We start from the raw sequence: 16029 nt of genomic DNA, 5'->3' as shown, positions 1-16029 counted from the left end.
GCCACGTCTCCTTGTGTGAGTGATTACCAGCCGGGCACCGCGCCGCCGTTAAAGATCGTCTCTGCCGCTTTCGCCACTTCCGGCGACTGGTAGGAGTGGATAAACGCTTTGACGTTTTCCGCGTCTTTGTTGTCTTCGCGGGTCACGATGATGTTCACATAGGGCGAGTTTTTATCTTCAATAAAGATACCGTCGCGCACCGGGGAAAGGCCCGTTTGCTGCAGGTAGGTGGTGCTGATGATCGCTACGTCGACCTTCGGGTCGTCGATAACGCGCGGCAGTTGCGCCCCTTCCAGCTCCATAATTTTCAGGTTATGCGGGTTGTCGGTGATATCGACCGCCGTCGGCAGCAGGCCGGTGCCCGCTTTGAGGGTAATCAGCTTTTCCTGCTGGAGCAGAAGCAGCGCGCGCCCCAGGTTGGTCGGGTCGTTCGGTATGGCAATCGTCGCGCCGTCTTTCAGCTCGGTGACGGATTTAATTTTGCGCGAGTAGCCCGCCATCGGGAAGACGAAGGTGTTGCCTACCGCTACCAGGTGATAGTTGTGGGCTTTATTATCCTGTTCGAGGAACGGGCGATGCTGGAAGACGTTGGCGTCCAGATCGCCAGCGTTGGTGGACTCATTGGGCAGCAGCGAGCCGCTAAAACCCACCAGCTCAACGTCGAGGCCATATTTCTCTTTGGCCACTTTCTTCGCTACTTCCGCCACATCCTGTTCCGCGCCGTTAATCACGCCGACTTTAATGTGTTTCGCATCGCTGCCCTTCTGGTCGCAGCCCGCCAGCAGCAGGCCCGCCAGCACCACGGCGGCGGCTGTCCGTAAACGCAATTTCATTGTTATCACCCCGTCAGTCCATAGAAGATCGTTATTATTTTTTCGTCTGAAACTATAACGACTTTGTGGGGAGGTTTTAAACGCAAAAACCGCAACCGGAAATAAAATCATCTTCCCCTTTCTCCCGGGGGCAGCGCGATGCGCCTGCCCGGGCTACGGATTCACCGCCGGCTGCAATCGAGTAGCCCGGACAGGTGCGCAGCGCCGCCTCCGGGGATCTCTTCAACGGTGAGGCTCGTTCCGCAGAATAGCGCCTTACAGCCCCAGCTCACTCAGCCCCGGGTGATCGTCCGGACGACGGCCCTGGGGCCAGTGAAACAGACGCTCGCTTTCGGTTATCGGCAGATCGTTGATGCAGGCGTAGCGCGTCTGCATCAGGCCGTGCCGATCAAACTCCCAGTTTTCGTTGCCGTATGAACGAAACCAGTTGCCGCTGTCGTCGTGCCACTCATAGGCAAAGCGTACCGCAATACGATTATCGTTCCACGCCCACAGCTCCTTAATCAGCCGGTACTCCTGCTCTTTACGCCATTTGCGCTGCAGGAAGTCGATAATCTGCGTTCTGCCGTGAACAAATTCGCTGCGGTTACGCCATTCGCTATCGACGGTATAGGCCAGCGCGACCTTAGCGGCATCGCGGCTGTTCCAGCCATCTTCAGCGGCTCGGACTTTTTGCGCGGCGCTCTCGCGGGTGAACGGCGGCAGAGGCGGACGTTGTTCGGTCATCATGAATCTCCTGTATGAATACGCTGCTGCAGACGCTGATTTTCCCGCTCCAGCTCGTCAATACGCTGTTGCAGCGTCTGGCTATACTCCGCCACCTGTCGGGCGGTGTAGCGCGGGGTAATATGCTGCGGGCAGTTCCAGTCAAAAGCCTGTAAGCGGAAACGATAAATGCGCTCAATCCGGGCCCGATAGTTCTCCGGGGCCACCCGCGCCAGCAGCTGCGGGTCGGCATCCACCGCCACAACCTCTACGGTGGCGTAGATTTTCAGCCTGGCACGCCGCGGGTAATCCATCAAAAACAGACAGGCTCGATTGCTGCCGCGCAGGTTGCCGGTGGTGATGTACTGGCGATTACCGGAAAAATCCGCCATCGCCAGGGTGGTTTCATCCAGCAGATGCACAAAGCCCACCGGACCGCCGCGATGTTGAACATAGGGCCAGCCGGTTTGCGAAAGGGTGGCCAGATAGAAGCTGTCGCGGGTGACAATCATCGCCTCCTCGCTGGCGCCGAAGCGCTCACCCCGGCGCTGGCGATGCGGCGCCTGCCACAGCTCATCGCTGCCCATTTCATGCTGGACATCCATTACGTCCGGCGTCATGGCGATATCAAGAAATTCTGCTGGCATAGATCCTCCCGATGCGTTGCGGCGTAACTCATCATGGACTGTGCTGGCAGAAAAGATAATAGTGGGAATATGACAATCATCTTTCCGTAAAACGGGATAATTATGGACCGACTTAGCGCGATGGCGCTGCTGGTAAAAGTGACCGAACTCGGCAGTATGTCGGCGGCTGCGCGGGCGCTGAATATGCCCCTGACTACCGTCAGTCGCCAGATTGGCGAACTGGAAAATACCCTCGGCGTACGCCTGATGATCCGCACTACGCGCAAGCTGACGCTGACCGATGCCGGCGTCGATTATGTCGCCGCCGCGCGGCGCATTCTGGAAGAGGTAGAGCGCGCCGAGCGCCAGGCGGCGGGTGAATATCAGGAGCCAAAAGGCGAACTGGTTCTCTCAGCCCCAACCATGTTTGGGCGCCTGCATGTTTTACCGATAGTCGCCCGTTTTCTCGCTCGTTACCCGCAGATTCGCGTCCGTTTGCTGCTCAGCGACCGCAATGCCGACCTGGTGGGCGACCATATTGACTTAGCGGTACGTATCGGCCCGCTACCGGACAGCGGGATGGTGGCCACCCGGCTGGGCGAGATGCGCATCGTGACCTGCGCCCACCCGGCATTGTTGGAAAAATACGGCATACCACAACGCCCGCGCGAGCTGGCCGCGCTACCGATCATTGGTATTGAATCACCGATGCCTTACCGCGGCTGGCGCTTTCACGCCGAAGAGGCGGAGGACCGGCTGGTGCTGGTGCAGCCGGTGCTGTCACTGACCACGCCGGAGAGCGCCGCCGAGGCTGCCCGCCAGGGAGTCGGCGTGGCCCGACTGCTGCATTACCAGGCGATCGATGGCCTGGCCCGCGGCGAATTACGGATGATCCTGCAAGCGATGGAGCCGGAACCTGTGCCGGTGCACCTGCTGTACACCTCCCGGGATCTGGCTCCGCTCAAGCTGCGTAAATTTATCGATTTTGCCACACCGGCACTGCGCCAGGCGCTGTTACGTATTGCCGCCGCCGTCTAGCCTGCGGTGGTTTTTAACGGCGCTTCTTTCAGGAACCAGGAGAGCGCGAACGCTACCGCCATAATGCAGGCGGCCATCAGAAACGCCGCATGAATAGCGGACCCGAAGGCATCCAGGTAATCGAGGCGAATCTCCGCCGGAAGATTCTGCACCGCCGCCGGGTTCAGCGCCCTCGGCAGCTGCGCGCCTTCCGGCAGCAGGCGCTGGAGATTGCTTTGCAGCACATGCGTAAACACCGCTCCAAATAGCGCCACGCCGATGGAACCGCCAATCGATCGAAACAGCGTGACCCCGGAGGTCGCCACGCCGTACATCTGCGCGGGCATCGCGTTCTGCACCGCCAGCACCAGCACCTGCATCACCAGCCCCAGGCCCGCCCCCAGCACCCCGGTAAACAGGTACAACTGCCACATCGCGGAGTGAATAGTGATGCGCGTCAGCAGCACCATGCCGATGACCCCCAGCAGAGTGCCGATAATCGGAAAAAGGCGATACTTGCCGGTGCGGCTGATAATGCGCCCGCTGATGATTGACGTCAGCAGCAGGCCACCCATCAGCGGAATTAACTGCAGGCCCGCCTCGGTCGGCGTCGCCTCTTTGACCACCTGTAAATAGAGCGGCAGAAAGGTCACCGAGCCAAACAGCGCCATGCCGATAACAAAGCCAATCAGGCTGCACAGCAAAAAGCTGCGGTTGCGGAACAAGGAGAGCGGAATAATCGGCTCGCTGGCCAGCCGCTCTTCATGAATAAAGCCAACGATCCCGACCAGACCAAACGCCAGGATGCACCACAGCTGCGGGTCGCTCCACGCGCGGACGCTGCCGCCCTCGGAGGTAAACAGGATGATGCACAGCAGCGCCATGCTGAGATAGATCGCTCCCAGCCAGTCGATCTGATGCTGGCTGCGTTTGTTGCTGCTGTGAAAAACCGCACCGATCACCAGCAGCGCAAACAGCCCCAGCGGCAGGTTGATATAAAAAATCCACCGCCAGGAGGCGTGCTGCACCAGGAAGCCGCCAATTAACGGCCCGATGACCGTCGCCAGGCCAAAGACGCCGCCAAACAGTCCCTGATAGCGGCCGCGTCTGGCGGGAGGGATAACGTCAGCCACCGCCGCCATACTGATCACCATCAGGCCGCCGCCGCCCAGCCCCTGCAGGCCGCGCATCAGCACCAGTTGGGTCATATTTTGCGCCAGCCCGCAAAGAACGGAACCGGCAAGAAACAGTACAATCGCCACCTGCAGGACAATTTTGCGCCCGAACAGATCGCCAAATTTGCCATACAGCGGCACCGCGATGGTCGAACTCAGGATATAGGCGGTGACCACCCAGGAAAGCTTATCCAGCCCGCCAAGTTCACCGACGATGGTCGGCAGCGCGGTGGAGACGATGGTCTGATCCAGCGCCGAGAGCAGCATCACCAGCAGCAGGGCGCTGAAGAGCAGGCGGATCGAGGGTACCGCCGGTTGGGTGGCGACTTCAGATGTCATAGCATCACTCGCTTGAAATTAATTAAATGCATAATTAATATTTAGGGAAATGATGAATCTGGTCAAGGGATCGCCACAAGATGTCAGCACAAAAAGACAACGAAGCGCCGCGTCGTCCCGGTCGTCCGCGCGGGCAAAAATCCGGCTCCGCCAACCGCGAACAGCTGATGGATATTGCCCTGGCGCTGTTTGCGCGCCACGGGATCGCCCGCATTTCGCTGAACGCCATTGCTAAAGAGGCGGGGGTGACGCCCGCGATGCTGCACTACTACTTCAGCTCGCGTGAAGCGCTGGTGGAAAAGCTGGTTGAAGAGCGCTTTATGCCGCTACGCAGCGAGATCGGACAGATTTTTGTCGCGCACGGCGACGACCCGGTCACCGCCTTTACGTTGCTCATTAAAACCCTGGCGAGCATGGCGGAGAAAAACGCGTGGTTCGCGCCGCTGTGGATGCAGGAGATCATCGGCGAGATGCCGGTGCTGCGCCAGCATATGCACGCGCGTTTTGGCGATGAGAAGTATCATAAGATGCTGGAGACGGTGCGCCGCTGGCAGCGGGAGGGCAAGCTTAATCCGGCGCTCTCCCCGGAGCTGCTGTTTACCACCCTGATAAGCCTGGTGCTGGTGCCGTTCTCCCGCACCCACACCGATCCGCGGTTAAAATCGGTAGACCGGGAGATGATTGTCAGCCATGCCCTGGCGTTAACAGGCAATGGCATCGGCGGCTAATTCCCCCCGGCTCGCGCTGCGCTTAGCCGGGCTACAGGTTTATAACCGTCTGCGGTTGAGTAGCGCGGATAAGGCGCAGCCGCCATCCGGGGGATTTAACCCGATTCACAGCCGCCTGCAATTGGGTAGCCCGGACAGGCGCACAGCGCCGCCTCCGGGATGGTCTCCTGAAGCCAGATTTACAAGACTTTCGATAAATAATGGCGCTGCATACCCGCGTGCGGAAAATCCGGCAGCGACATCTGCAGCTGATAGCCCAGCTTCTGATAAAACGGCAGCGCCTGAAAGCTGAACGTATCCACCAGCATATGGCTGCAGCCACGCGACCGCGCCTGAGATTCCGCTTCATACATCAGCTCGCTGCCCAGGCCGCTGCCGCGCGAAGCTTCGCTGACCCACAAATACTCAATGCACAGCCAGCTGCCTTTGCGTTTGGCAATCAACCCGCCGCGCATCGCGCCAGCTTCATCGCGTGAATAAACGCCCAGCTCGCCGAACTGAGCCGGGTCGAGAAAGCGCAAATTGTATTCCCGCAGGCCCGCCAGCAGCTCTTCTTGATCGGTAGGATTAATGTTCTCTGTTATTATTAATGCCATTGATTATCTCCATTTTTTATTTTTCACAGACCATTCACCACCCTACTTTCACAAAATATCCTTTTTTTCTCCATTATTTCCTGACTAAATTCCCTGCACTAAATTTTGTGTAAAAAATCTTCCCATCATTCGGTTCAGACGTATAATGGAAAAAATGAGAACGATCATTCTCATCATCTTAAACCATGGAGAAACCCGTGATAAATAGCCTGTAGCAGGCATGACTACTCGGTTCAGAGCCTGTAACCGCCGTCTGATGCCGTATTCGCCGCACAGGAAAATCTCGGAAAAACCGCGCAATCAATAGCGGTATTCACCGAGTTATTTACTGCAAACAGGAATATTTATTTCCCACTTTGTTATTTGTGCTTGCCCGGAGATGCATCATCGCCCGGCCCATCACCCCGCCAGTGAATTTGCGGGGCGGACGTCGTTCATCCTGAGAAAATATAATGAAATACACTATAGCCCCCATCGCAGCAGCATTATTTCTCCTTAGCGGGTGCGATAATGCGCAAACCTCCTCCCCGCAGCAGATGACGCCGGAAGTCGGCGTCGTCACTCTGCAGGGGCAACCTGTCCCGGTGGTAAGCAGCCTGACCGGACGCACCACCGCCTCGCTTAGCGCTGAAGTTCGCCCGCAGGTGGGCGGGATCGTGCAAAAACGCCTGTTTACCGAAGGCGATATGGTCAAAGCCGGACAGGCGCTGTACCAAATCGACCCGTCAAGCTATCGAGCAACGTTTAACGAAGCCGCCGCATCGCTGAAACAGGCCCAGGCGCTGGTGACCGCCGACTGTCAAAAAGCCCAGCGCTATGCGGTGCTGGTCAAAGATAACGGCGTCTCCCGTCAGGACGCCGATGACGCAATAGCGACCTGTAATCAGGATAAAGCCAGCGTCGAGTCGAAAAAAGCGGCGCTGGAAAGCGCGCGTATCAACCTGAACTGGACCACCGTGACCGCGCCGATTGCCGGGCGCATCGGGATCTCATCCGTCACGCCGGGGGCGCTGGTATCCGCCGATCAGGACACCGCGCTGGCGACGATCCGCGGCCTGGATACGATGTACGTCGATCTCACCCGATCCAGCGTCGATCTGCTGCGCCTGCGTAAGCAAAGCCTGGCGAGCAACAGCAATACGCTCAACGTGACCCTGACCCTTGAAGATGGCAGCACCTACAGCGAAAAAGGCCGCCTGGCGCTGACCGAAGTGGCGGTAGATGAATCGACCGGATCGGTCACGCTGCGCGCGGTCTTCCCCAATCCGCAGCATGTGCTACTGCCCGGTATGTTCGTTCGCGCCCGCATAGACGAAGGCATTATGAACGATGCGATCCTCGCCCCGCAGCAGGGCATTACCCGCGATGCCAAAGGCGATGCCACCGCGCTGGTGGTTGATGCTAATAACAAGGTTGAACAGCGCAGCGTGGAAACCGGCGAAACCTACGGCGACAAATGGCTGATCGTTAACGGTCTGAAGAGCGGCGACCGGCTGATTGTCGAAGGGACCGGCAAAGTGGCGCCGGGCCAGCAGGTCAAAGCCGCCGAAGTCAAAAATGACGGAGGCAACGCCTGATGTTCTCCCGTTTCTTTGTGCGACGCCCGGTCTTCGCCTGGGTTATCGCCATTCTGATTATGCTCGCCGGGATTCTGGCTATCCGCACCTTGCCTGTCGCCCAGTATCCTGACGTCGCGCCGCCGGCGATAAAAATCTCCGCCACCTACACCGGGGCCTCTGCGGAAACCCTGGAAAACAGCGTCACCCAGGTGATTGAGCAGCAGCTCACCGGACTGGATAACCTGCTCTACTTTACATCCACCAGCAGCTCCGACGGCTCGGTCAGCATTACCGTCACGTTCGAGCAGGGTACCGATCCGGATACCGCCCAGGTTCAAGTGCAGAACAAAGTGCAGCAGGCGGAATCCCGTCTGCCGAGCGAAGTTCAGCAGTCTGGCGTAACGGTGGAGAAATCGCAGAGCAGCTTCCTGCTGATCCTCGCGGTGTATGACAAAAACAACAAAGCCACCAGCTCCGATATCTCCGACTGGCTGGTCAGCAACATGCAGGATCCGATGGCGCGTATAGAAGGCGTCGGCAGTCTGCAGGTGTTCGGCGCCGAATACGCCATGCGCATCTGGATGGACCCGACCAAACTGGCCTCCTATTCGCTGATGCCATCCGATGTGCAATCGGCTATAGAGGCGCAGAACGTACAGGTGTCCGCCGGTAAAATCGGCGCGCTACCCGCCTCCAACGCGCAGCAGCTGACCGCCACGGTACGCGCTCAGTCGCGGCTGCAAACCGTCGCCCAGTTCAAAGAGATTATCGTCAAGAGCAAGAGCGACGGTTCGGTGGTGCGCCTGAGCGACGTCGCCCGCGTTGAAATGGGCAGCGAAGATTACACCGCTTCCGCCAATCTTAACGGCCATCCGGCTGCGGGGATCGCGGTAATGATGGCGCCGGGCGCTAACGCCCTGAATACCGCGACGCTGGTAAAAAACAAGATTGCCGAGTTCCAGCGCCAGATGCCGCAGGGCTACGATATCGCTTACCCGAAAGACAGCACCGAGTTCATCAAAATCTCGGTGGAGGATGTGATTCAGACGCTATTCGAGGCGATAATCCTCGTGGTCTGCGTGATGTATCTGTTCCTGCAAAACTTCCGCGCCACGCTGATCCCGGCGGTGGCGGTTCCGGTCGTACTGCTGGGCACCTTCGGCGTGCTGGCGCTGTTCGGCTACTCGATCAACACCCTGACGCTATTTGCGATGGTGCTGGCGATAGGCTTGCTGGTGGATGACGCCATCGTGGTGGTGGAAAACGTCGAGCGTATCATGCGCGACGAGGGGCTGCCCGCCCGCGAAGCCACCGAAAAATCGATGGGTGAAATCTCCGGCGCGCTGATCGCCATTGCCCTGGTGCTCTCGGCGGTATTTCTGCCGATGGCCTTCTTCGGCGGCTCAACCGGGGTGATTTATCGCCAGTTTTCAGTGACCATTATCTCGGCGATGATGCTCTCGGTAGTGGTCGCCTTAACCTTAACCCCGGCGCTGTGCGGCGCGCTGCTGAGCCATTCGAAACCGCATACCAAAGGCTTCTTCGGCGCCTTTAACCGCCTGTGGGGACGCACCGAGCAGGGCTATCAGCATCGTGTTGTCGGCGGCCTGCGTCGCTCGGCGATGATGATGGGCGCTTTTGTCCTGATTTGCGGCGGCATGGCGCTGGCGATGTGGAAATTGCCGGGCAGCTTCCTGCCGACGGAGGATCAGGGCGAAATCATGGTCCAGTACACGCTGCCTGCCGGAGCAACGGCGGTACGCACCGCCGAGGTTCGCCGCCAGGTCACCGACTGGTTCCTGACGAAAGAGAAAGCCAATACCGACGTGATCTTTACCGTTGACGGTTTTAGCTTTAGCGGCAGCGGACAAAACGCCGGGATGGCCTTCGTGTCGCTGAAAAACTGGTCCGAACGTAAAGGCGAAGAAAATACCGCTCAGGCCATCGCCCTGCGCGCCACCAAAGAGCTCGGCAGCATTCGCGACGCCACCCTGTTCGCCATGACCCCGCCGTCGGTAGATGGCCTGGGGCAGAGTAACGGTTTCACCTTCGAACTGATGGCCAGCGGCGGCACCGATCGCGACAGTCTGATGAAAATGCGCAGCCAGCTGCTGGCCGCGGCGAATCAAAGTTCCGAGCTGCAGTCGGTACGCGCCAACGATTTGCCGCAAATGCCGCAGCTGCAGGTCGATATCGATAACAATAAAGCCGTCTCGCTCGGGCTGTCATTAAGCGATGTTACCGATACCCTCTCCAGCGCCTGGGGGGGAACCTACGTTAACGACTTTATCGATCGCGGTCGCGTGAAGAAGGTCTATATCCAGGGCGAAAGCGACGCCCGCGCCGTGCCGTCCGACCTCGGTAAATGGTTCGTACGCGGCAGCGATGACAGCATGACGCCGTTCTCCGCCTTCGCCACCACCCGCTGGCAATACGGCCCGGAGAGCCTGGTGCGCTACAACGGCTCCGCCGCCTTTGAAATCCAGGGCGAAAACGCCAGCGGCTTCAGCTCCGGCGCGGCAATGGACAAGATGGAAGCCCTGGCCAATGACCTGCCGGCCGGTACCACCTGGGCATGGAGCGGCATGTCGCTGCAGGAAAAACTCGCCAGCGGCCAGGCGATGAGCCTCTACGCCATCTCGATTCTGGTGGTCTTCCTGTGCCTCGCGGCGCTGTATGAGAGCTGGTCGGTACCGTTCTCGGTGATCATGGTGATCCCGCTTGGGCTGCTCGGCGCGGCGCTGGCGGCATGGATGCGCGGTCTGAACAATGACGTTTACTTCCAGGTGGCGCTGTTAACCACTATCGGCCTGTCGTCGAAGAACGCCATCCTGATCGTCGAATTCGCCGAATCGGCGGTGGAAGAGGGCTATTCCCTGTCGCGTGCCGCCATGCGCGCCGCGCAGACCCGCCTACGACCTATTGTGATGACCTCGCTGGCGTTTATTGCCGGGGTGCTGCCGCTGGCGATCGCCACCGGAGCCGGGGCCAACAGCCGCGTGGCGATCGGTACCGGGATTATCGGCGGAACCCTGACCGCGACGCTGCTGGCGGTGTTCTTCGTGCCGCTGTTCTTTGTGCTGGTGAAACGCTTCTTCACCCGCCATCGTTCTTCTCAGGAGTAAGTTATGTTTCGTTTTACCTTAGTCTTTGTTGCGCTCCTGACGGCGGGCTGCGTCTCTCTCGATCCGAACTATGAGCGCCCGGCCGCGCCTGTGCCAGCGACCCTGCCGGGCAGCCACGGCGAGGCAACCGCGGTGGTCAGCGACTGGCAGCAGGTAGTGAATGACGCCCGCCTCAAAAAAGTGGTGAACATCGCGTTAACCAGCAACCGCGACGTGCAGAAAGCGCTGGCCGACATCGAAGCCGCGCGCGCCCAGTTTGGTGAAACCCGCGCCTCGCTGTTTCCGACCCTCGACGCCGAGCTGAGCCATACCCGCAGTAAAACGGTGGCCAGCGGTCTCACCTCGTCAGCGGAAGCCGACGGCGCGGTTTCCAGCTTCGAGCTGGATCTGTTTGGTAAGAACCAAAGCCTGACGCGCGCGGCGCGGGAAACCTGGCTTGCCAGCGAATTCACCGCTCAGAATACGCGTCTGACGATGATTGCCGATCTGACCACCGCGTGGATAACCCTCGCCGCGGACAACAGCAATCTGGCGCTGGCGCAGGAAACCATGGCCAGCGCGGAGAACTCGCGCAACATCGTCACCCGCCAGATGGAAGTCGGCACCGCCTCAGCTGGCGACCTGAGCGATGCGGAAAGCGTTTATCAGCAGGCGCGCGCCAGCGTCGCCAGCTACCGCACGCTGGTGGCGCAGGATAAAAACGCGCTCAACCTGCTGGCCGGAGAAACCGTGCCGGATAGCCTGCTGCCCGGCACCCTTGAAAGCCTTGGCGATCGTAGTATCACCCTGGTGCCGGCGGGCGTCTCTTCATCGGTACTGCTGCGCCGCCCGGATATCCAGGAAGCGGAGCATAATCTGAAGAGCGCTAACGCCGATATCGGCGCGGCGCGGGCCAACTTCTTCCCGTCCATCTCGTTGACCGCCAGCGCCGGGGTCGGCAGCGACTCGCTCTCGTCGCTGTTCAGCCACGGTATGCAGGTGTGGTCATTCGCGCCGTCCATCAGCCTGCCGCTGTTTACCGGCGGCAGCAACCTGGCGCAGCTGCGCTACGCTGAAGCGGAGAAAAAGGGTCTGATCGCCACCTATGAGAAGACCATTCAGAGCGCCTTTAAGGATGTCGCCGACGCGCTGGCGCGCCGGGAAACGCTCAGCGAACAGCTGGACGCGCAGAATAAATACGTCGCGGCGGAGCAGAAATCGCTGAATATTGCGATGAAGAGCTATCAGGCCGGGGTCGGAGATTATCTGTCGGTGCTGACCGCCCAGCGAACGCTGTGGTCGGCGCAGGCCACGCTGATCTCCCTCCAGCAGACCGATCTGGAAAACCGCATCACCCTCTGGCAGTCGCTGGGAGGCGGCGCCAGCTAACACTTTTGCCGGGCGGCAACGCCCGGTTTGATGACAAGGAGCCCGTTGATATGTCCCGAATTTCCCTCTCCTGGGTCGTGGTTCTCGGTTTGCTTAGCGCCATTGGGCCGCTGTGTACCGACTTCTATCTGCCCGCGCTGCCGGAAATCACCCAGCAGCTCAGCGCCACCGGCACGCAGACCCAGCTGTCGCTCACGGCGGCGCTGATTGGTCTCGGCCTTGGGCAGCTGTTTTTCGGCCCGCTGAGCGATCGCATTGGCCGTAAAAAGCCGCTGGCGCTCTCCCTGCTGCTGTTTATCTTCTCCTCGGCGATGTGCGCGATAACCTACGATATCCATATGCTGATCGCCTGGCGCTTTCTGCAGGGCTTCGCCGGCGCGGGCGGCTCGGTGTTGTCGCGCTCCATCGCACGCGACAAGTATCAGGGCACTCTGCTGACCCAGTTTTTCGCCCTGCTGATGACCGTTAACGGCATTGCGCCGGTGCTTTCACCGGTACTCGGCGGCTGGATCATCACCGCCTTCGACTGGCGTATTCTGTTCTGGGCGATGGCGGCGATCGGCATTATTTTGCTGCTGCTCAGCCTGACGGTGCTGCACGAAACGCTGCCGGTTAAAAGCGCCGCCTCGGTTACGCAGCAGCAGGATGAGGCGCCGGTACTGAAAAACCGCCGCTTTATGCGCTACTGCCTGATTCAGGCCTTTATGATGGCCGGGCTATTTTCGTATATCGGCTCATCTTCGTTCGTTATCCAGAGCGAATATGCCATGAGCGCGATGCAGTTCAGCCTGCTGTTCGGCCTTAACGGCATCGGGCTGATTATCGCGGCGCTGATCTTTTCCCGCCTGGCACGCCGCTTCAGCGCCGAAGCCCTGCTGCGCGGCGGCCAGCTGCTGGCAGTAACGTTTGCCGCCATCACCCTGCTCTTCGCCTGGCTACCGCTGCCGACGCTGGCGCTGGTCGGCCTGTTTTTTACCGTTTCTATGATGAGCGGTATCAGCACCGTCGCCGGTGCGGAAGCGATGAATGCCATTAATGCCCGTCAATCCGGCACCGCGTCAGCCCTGATGGGCACGCTGATGTTTGTGTTCGGCGGTATTGCCGCGCCGCTGGCCGGGCTCGGCGGCGAAACGATGCTCAAAATGAGTTTCGCGATGAGCCTTTGCTATCTGGCCGCGCTGCTGATTGGCCTGAAAAAGCCGCGGCCCACGGTATAATCTTCTCCGGCGGTAATAAAAAATTCCAGTTTTATTACCGCCATCTTTCCCGCCAGTGCTGAAATCACCTATTATTCCTTCAACACCAATCGTGATAACCTTCACAGGAAAGGAATAATTAATTCCTTATACTGCCCGCCACTGTGAATAAAGAGGTTCCTATGAGTATCGACCTGAGCAAACTGCTGACCGAGCGCCGCAACGCCAATAGCGTCAACATTGATACCCTTTCCACTGAAGAGATGCTGACGGTGATTAACCAGGAAGATCGGAAGGTGGCCCACGCCATTACCCCCTATCTGCCGCAAATTGCCCAGGTCGTGGATAACGTCGCGGCGGCGCTGCAGGCGGGAGGGCGCCTGATTTACATTGGCGCGGGTACTTCCGGTCGCCTGGGGATCCTTGATGCCAGCGAGTGCCCGCCGACCTTCGGTACCCGCCCGGAGCAGGTGGTGGGCATTATCGCGGGGGGTCATAAAGCGATCCTGAGCGCCGTGGAAAACGTCGAAGACAACAAAGCCCAAGGGGCGATGGATTTGCAGAACCTGAACTTTAGCAGCCGCGATGTACTGGTCGGCCTGGCCGCCAGCGGACGCACGCCGTACGTCATCGGCGCGATGGAGTATGCCCATAGCCAGAGCGCTTTTGTCGCCATCGTCAGCTGTAACCCGCACGGCGAAATGGCCCGGCTGGCGGACGTCGCCATTACGCCGGTCGTGGGTCCGGAAGTGGTGACCGGCTCAACGCGCCTGAAGGCGGGTACCGCGCAGAAGCTGGTGCTGAATATGATTTCAACCGGGGCGATGATTCGCATCGGCAAGGTTTACAGCAATCTGATGGTGGACGTTGAAGCGACCAACGCCAAGCTTATCGAGCGCCAGGTGTCCATCGTCATGGAAGCGACCGAATGCGATCGCGCAACCGCCCAGAGCGCGCTGGAAGCCTGCGATCGCCACTGCAAAACGGCGATTGTGATGGTGCTGGCTGATTTAAGCGCCGCGGAGGCTCAGGCGCTGCTGGCAAAAAATAACGGCTATATCCGCAAGGCGCTGAGCCACTCCTGACCGCTGACTCACGGGGAATCTGCAATGGCGAAAATAAATAAAGAGATGATAGCGCGGATCCTGCAGCACGTGGGCGGAGCCGGGAACGTCGCGCAGGCGGGCAACTGTATGACCCGGCTGCGCCTGACCCTACGCGATGAATCACGGGCCGACAGCGCCGCCATCCGTCAGATTGACGGCGTGATGGGAGTGATCGTTAGCGATGCACAGTTCCAGGTCGTCCTTGGGCCCGGCAAGGCGCAAAGCGCGGCGGAAATGATGAACGCGTTACTGGAAGACGCGCCGGCGGAGGCGCCATCGCTGGCCGACGTCGCCGCCGAAAAGAAACAGGCGCTGAAGAGCAAGCAAACCAGCGGCATTCAAAAATTCCTCGCGAAATTCGCTACTATTTTCACCCCGCTCATTCCCGGTTTTATCGCCGTCGGCCTGCTGCTGGGGTTCGCCACTTTGGCGGAGCAGATATTCGTCCTTGAAAACGCGCATCCGAATGCGACGCTGCTGGCGCTGATCGGCTACATGAAGGTGTTCAGCAAGGGGATGTTTACCTTTCTGAGCATCCTGATCGGCTATAACGCCCAGAAAGCCTTCGGCGGCTCCGGAGTCAACGGAGCGATCATCGCTGCGCTGTTTGTCCTCGGCTATAATCCGGAAGCCACCAGCGGCTTCTATTCCGGAATTTCGACCTTCCTCGGCCACGGTATTGACCCGCGCGGCAATATTATCGGCGTACTGATCGCCTCGATTATCGGCGCGTGGGTGGAGAAGCAGGTGCGACGCATCATGCCTGCCAACCTCGATATGATCCTCACCTCGGCGGTGACGCTGCTGATCATGGGCGCGATAACGTTTACCGTTATTATGCCGATCGGCGGCTGGCTGTTTACCGGGATGTCATGGCTGTTTTTGCACCTTAACGGTAACCCGTTCGGATCTGCGGTGTTGGCCGGCCTGTTCCTGCTGGCGGTGATGTTCGGCGTCCATCAGGGCTTCGTGCCGGTCTATTTCGCGCTGGTGGATGCGCAGGGGTTTAACTCGCTGTTTCCGATACTGGCCATGGCCGGGGCCGGACAGGTTGGCGCGGCGCTGGCGCTTTTCTGGCGGGCGAAGCACGGTTCTCTGCTGCGCACGCAGATTAAAGGGGCAATTATCCCCGGCTTCCTCGGTATCGGCGAACCGCTGATTTACGGCGTCACGCTGCCGCGTATGAAGCCGTTTATCACCGCCTGTCTCGGCGGCGCCTGCGGCGGTTTCTTTCTCGGTCTCATCGCCTGGATGGGGCTGCCGGTTGGCCTGAATACGGTGTTTGGCCCGTCGGGGCTGGTGGCGCTGCCGCTGATGACCTCCGGCAGCGGGATCTACGCCGGAATGGCGGTGTATGCCGCCGGGCTGGCGGTCTCTTATCTCTGCGGATTTGCCCTCACCTGGCTGTTCGGCAGTAAAAACGTTGATTTAAGCTAAGAGGCGCGTCTGGCGCACGGCGGTGAACGTGAGTTTATCCGCCGCGTGGCGGGAGGCACTGACGCCCCATGTTGAATATTTTTTGCACGTGGCGTCGCGTTTCTGTCGGCCCGGTCAGGCGCCAGCCGCCGGGCGACGTCGGCCGGGGTACGCTTTGCTGGCCATCTGATAAAGGATCCGGCTACCATTTCCTGCCCCGCTTCCCGCGCGTGCTCATGC

The 16029-nt window shown here is 59.6% G+C and carries 13 protein-coding genes; 8 read left to right on the top strand and 5 right to left on the bottom strand.

Translation table 11 applies throughout. The features are described from left to right. Positions 1–23: 23 nt before the first annotated feature. The 3 genes from nlpA to KO1_RS06485 all read right to left on the bottom strand — a co-directional run bounded on the left by nlpA (position 24) and on the right by KO1_RS06485 (position 2185). Entirely contained in the window at positions 24–833 is an 810-nt protein-coding gene (gene nlpA, locus KO1_RS06495; protein ID WP_017145214.1) for a lipoprotein NlpA, read from the bottom strand. 255 nt (positions 834–1088) lie between these two features. Further along, positions 1089–1559: a nuclear transport factor 2 family protein gene (locus tag KO1_RS06490; protein ID WP_004107014.1), complete on the bottom strand. Its 471-nt coding sequence runs from the start codon at positions 1557–1559 to the stop codon at positions 1089–1091. Continuing rightward, positions 1559–2185 carry a pyridoxamine 5'-phosphate oxidase family protein gene (locus KO1_RS06485; RefSeq protein ID WP_004116533.1) on the bottom strand — a complete coding sequence of 209 codons (627 nt, stop codon included), beginning with the start codon at positions 2183–2185 and terminating at the stop codon, positions 1559–1561. Before KO1_RS06485 ends, KO1_RS06490 begins: the two co-directional genes overlap by 1 nt. Before the next feature lie 102 nt (positions 2186–2287). Here KO1_RS06485 and KO1_RS06480 point away from each other — a divergent pair, with 102 nt between their 5' ends. Then, entirely contained in the window at positions 2288–3202 is a 915-nt protein-coding gene (locus tag KO1_RS06480) for a LysR family transcriptional regulator (RefSeq protein ID WP_047720521.1), read from the top strand. Here the strand turns inward: KO1_RS06480 and KO1_RS06475 are convergent. After that, the gene (locus KO1_RS06475) at positions 3199–4695 is read right to left on the bottom strand and encodes an MDR family MFS transporter (protein ID WP_016809975.1); all 1497 of its coding nucleotides are present in this window, start codon (positions 4693–4695) and stop codon (positions 3199–3201) included. The genes KO1_RS06480 and KO1_RS06475 overlap by 4 nt on opposite strands. Before the next feature lie 80 nt (positions 4696–4775). Here KO1_RS06475 and KO1_RS06470 point away from each other — a divergent pair, with 80 nt between their 5' ends. After that, positions 4776–5423: a TetR/AcrR family transcriptional regulator gene (locus KO1_RS06470; protein WP_024274833.1), complete on the top strand. Its 648-nt coding sequence runs from the start codon at positions 4776–4778 to the stop codon at positions 5421–5423. Positions 5424–5602: 179 nt separating this feature from the next. Here the strand turns inward: KO1_RS06470 and KO1_RS06465 are convergent, their stop codons facing one another. Continuing rightward, the gene (locus KO1_RS06465; protein WP_004107025.1) at positions 5603–6019 is read right to left on the bottom strand and encodes a GNAT family N-acetyltransferase; all 417 of its coding nucleotides are present in this window, start codon (positions 6017–6019) and stop codon (positions 5603–5605) included. 452 nt (positions 6020–6471) lie between these two features. On the opposite strand from KO1_RS06465, the gene KO1_RS06460 reads away from it, so the two are divergent. The 6 genes from KO1_RS06460 to murP all read left to right on the top strand — a co-directional run bounded on the left by KO1_RS06460 (position 6472) and on the right by murP (position 15810). Continuing rightward, positions 6472–7596, top strand: coding sequence for an efflux RND transporter periplasmic adaptor subunit (locus tag KO1_RS06460; RefSeq protein ID WP_024274834.1), 1125 nt, complete (start codon positions 6472–6474; stop codon positions 7594–7596). Next, entirely contained in the window at positions 7596–10703 is a 3108-nt protein-coding gene (gene eefB / locus KO1_RS06455) for a multidrug efflux RND transporter permease subunit EefB (protein ID WP_004107030.1), read from the top strand. The genes KO1_RS06460 and eefB overlap by 1 nt, the downstream gene beginning before the upstream one ends. A 3-nt stretch (positions 10704–10706) precedes the next feature. Then, the gene (locus tag KO1_RS06450; protein ID WP_004107033.1) at positions 10707–12071 is read left to right on the top strand and encodes an efflux transporter outer membrane subunit; all 1365 of its coding nucleotides are present in this window, start codon (positions 10707–10709) and stop codon (positions 12069–12071) included. Positions 12072–12121: 50 nt separating this feature from the next. Next, positions 12122–13288 carry a multidrug effflux MFS transporter gene (locus KO1_RS06445; protein ID WP_004107034.1) on the top strand — a complete coding sequence of 389 codons (1167 nt, stop codon included), beginning with the start codon at positions 12122–12124 and terminating at the stop codon, positions 13286–13288. 161 nt (positions 13289–13449) lie between these two features. Then, entirely contained in the window at positions 13450–14352 is a 903-nt protein-coding gene (gene murQ / locus KO1_RS06440; RefSeq protein ID WP_004107035.1) for an N-acetylmuramic acid 6-phosphate etherase, read from the top strand. A 24-nt stretch (positions 14353–14376) separates the two neighbouring features. Next, positions 14377–15810, top strand: coding sequence for a PTS N-acetylmuramic acid transporter subunit IIBC (gene murP / locus KO1_RS06435; RefSeq protein ID WP_024274835.1), 1434 nt, complete (start codon positions 14377–14379; stop codon positions 15808–15810). The last annotated feature ends 219 nt before the right edge of the window (positions 15811–16029 follow it).

The organism is Klebsiella oxytoca NBRC 105695 (genome assembly GCF_001598695.1).
Taxonomy (GTDB): Bacteria; Pseudomonadota; Gammaproteobacteria; order Enterobacterales; family Enterobacteriaceae; genus Klebsiella; species Klebsiella oxytoca.
This window is presented reverse-complemented; position numbering and strand designations above follow the sequence as displayed.

Excerpts from the sequence above, each read along its gene's own strand:
- nlpA (WP_017145214.1), bottom strand. The coding sequence starts at position 833 with ATGAAATTGCGTTTACGGACAGCCGCCGCCGTGGTGCTGGCGGGCCTG.
- KO1_RS06490 (WP_004107014.1), bottom strand. The coding sequence starts at position 1,559 with ATGACCGAACAACGTCCGCCTCTGCCGCCGTTCACCCGCGAGAGCGCC.
- KO1_RS06485 (WP_004116533.1), bottom strand. The coding sequence starts at position 2,185 with ATGCCAGCAGAATTTCTTGATATCGCCATGACGCCGGACGTAATGGAT.
- KO1_RS06480 (WP_047720521.1), top strand. The coding sequence starts at position 2,288 with ATGGACCGACTTAGCGCGATGGCGCTGCTGGTAAAAGTGACCGAACTC.
- KO1_RS06475 (WP_016809975.1), bottom strand. The coding sequence starts at position 4,695 with ATGACATCTGAAGTCGCCACCCAACCGGCGGTACCCTCGATCCGCCTG.
- KO1_RS06470 (WP_024274833.1), top strand. The coding sequence starts at position 4,776 with ATGTCAGCACAAAAAGACAACGAAGCGCCGCGTCGTCCCGGTCGTCCG.
- KO1_RS06465 (WP_004107025.1), bottom strand. The coding sequence starts at position 6,019 with ATGGCATTAATAATAACAGAGAACATTAATCCTACCGATCAAGAAGAG.
- KO1_RS06460 (WP_024274834.1), top strand. The coding sequence starts at position 6,472 with ATGAAATACACTATAGCCCCCATCGCAGCAGCATTATTTCTCCTTAGC.
- eefB (WP_004107030.1), top strand. The coding sequence starts at position 7,596 with ATGTTCTCCCGTTTCTTTGTGCGACGCCCGGTCTTCGCCTGGGTTATC.
- KO1_RS06450 (WP_004107033.1), top strand. The coding sequence starts at position 10,707 with ATGTTTCGTTTTACCTTAGTCTTTGTTGCGCTCCTGACGGCGGGCTGC.
- KO1_RS06445 (WP_004107034.1), top strand. The coding sequence starts at position 12,122 with ATGTCCCGAATTTCCCTCTCCTGGGTCGTGGTTCTCGGTTTGCTTAGC.
- murQ (WP_004107035.1), top strand. The coding sequence starts at position 13,450 with ATGAGTATCGACCTGAGCAAACTGCTGACCGAGCGCCGCAACGCCAAT.
- murP (WP_024274835.1), top strand. The coding sequence starts at position 14,377 with ATGGCGAAAATAAATAAAGAGATGATAGCGCGGATCCTGCAGCACGTG.